Annotated in this window: 1 protein-coding gene; it reads left to right on the top strand. The window is 69.8% G+C overall.

Annotation, left to right across the window (positions count from 1 at the left end):
- On the top strand, window positions 1-2,015 hold a 2,015-nt coding region (locus QK440_RS41135), incomplete at both ends, for an amino acid adenylation domain-containing protein (RefSeq protein ID WP_282798380.1).

Consider the following 2,015-nt stretch of genomic DNA (forward strand, 5'->3'; position numbering starts at 1 on the left):
CATCGCCCTGCGTCTGGGCCGTGTGCTGGCCCAGCTGGCCGAGGACCCGACGACCCCGTACGGCGGCATCGATCTGCTGGAGCCCGCCGAGCGCCGGCGGTTCCTCCACGAGATCAACGACACCGCCACCGAAACACCCGAGGTGAGCATTGCGGGCCTGTTCGCCCGCCAGGTGGCCGCGGTGCCCGACAAGACCGCGGTGACCTGCGGTGAGGTGGCCTACACCTACGCCGAGCTGGACGCCCGTAGCGGCCGGCTCGCCCGCGAGCTCCTCAGCCGCGGGGTGGGGGCGGAGAGTGTGGTGGCTCTGGCGCTGCCGCGCTCGGCCGACCTGGTCACCGCCATGCTCGCCATCCTGAAAACCGGCGCGGCCTATCTGCCGATCGACCCGAAGTACCCCAGCAGCCGCCTGGACCACATCCTGACCACCGCCCGCCCCCAGCTCGTGCTGACCGACACCGACACCGTCGGCGTGCTGCCCGCCACCGAGATCCCCTCGCTGTTCCTGGGCGACCTGGACCTCGAAGGCCCGGGCACGGAGGGCGAGTTGCCGGTGGTGCGTGGGCACAACGCCGCCTACGTGATGTACACCTCCGGTTCCACCGGCACGCCCAAGGGTGTCGTGGTCAGCCACGCCAACGTCGTCAACGGTGTGCTGCAACTGGCCCAGCGCATCGGTGTGGATGCCGGTACGCGGATGCTGGCCAACACCTCGGTCAACTTCGACGTCTCGGTCTTCGAAGTGATCACCACCCTCGCCCAGGGCGGCACCATCGAGGTCGTGCGCGATGCGCTCATCCTGGCCGAGCGCGCGGAGGTCACCGCCAGCGTCATCCACACCGTGCCCTCGGTCTTCGCCGAACTCGGCGAGCGCCTGCCGGCCATGCCACACCTGCAAAGCCTGGTCTTCGCCGGGGAGGCCCTGCCCGCCGCCCTGGTCCACCGCATCCGCCAGGCCCTGCCCGGCGTGCGGGTGGTCAACGCCTACGGGCAGACCGAATCGTTCTACGCCTCCGCCTACGCCATCGAAGCCGGCCAGCAGTGGCAGGGCGTGGACAACACTCCCATCGGCACGCCGCTGGGCAACATGCGCACCTACATCCTGGGCCCGGGCCTGACCCCCCTGCCCCCCGGCGTGGTCGGCGAACTCTACGTCGCGGGCAACATCGCCCGCGGCTACCTGGGCCAGCCGCGCCTGAGCGCCCAGCGGTTCCTCGCCGACCCCTACGGCCCCGCAGGCGCGCGTATGTACCGCACCGGCGACCTGGCCCGCTTCACCACCGACGGACAGATCGAATACGTCGGCCGGGCCGACGACCAGATCAAGATCCGCGGTGTGCGGGTGGAGCCCGCCGAGATCGAAGCCGCCCTGTCCACCCACCCCGCCGTCGCCCAGGCCGTGGTCATCCCCCACGACAAGGCAGGCGACAAGCAGCTCATCGCCTACGTGGTACCCGACCTGGACGGCACCGAGTACACCGAGGAATCCGCCCAGCAGGTCGATGAGTGGGAACAGATCTACGACGAGGTCTACTCCGCCACCAACACCCAGTGGGGCGAGGACTTCACCGGCTGGAACTCCAGCTACACCGGCGAGGAAATCCCGCTTGAGGAGATGCGCCACTGGCGGGACGCGGCCGTCGCGCAGATCCTGCGCACCGGCCCGCGCCGCATCCTGGAACTGGGTGTCGGCTCCGGCCTGCTCATGGGCCACCTCCTCAACGACGAACACATTCAGGAGTACTGGGCCACCGACCTGTCCTCCCAGGTCATCGGCCGCCTCACCCACGAGGTCCAACAGGCCGGGTTCGCCGACAAGGTCACCTTGCGCCACCAGAGCGCCGACGACACCACCGGCCTGCCCCGCGGCCACTTCGACACCGTCGTGCTCAACTCCGTCATCCAGTACTTCCCCCACGCCGCCTACCTCGACGACGTCCTGGCCAAAGCCCTCGACCTCCTCGCCCCCGGCGGACGCATCATCATCGGCGACGTACGCAACGCCGGCACCCTGC

Source organism: Streptomyces sp. CC224B (genome assembly GCF_030010595.1).
Classification (GTDB): Bacteria; Actinomycetota; Actinomycetes; order Streptomycetales; family Streptomycetaceae; genus Streptomyces; species Streptomyces longispororuber.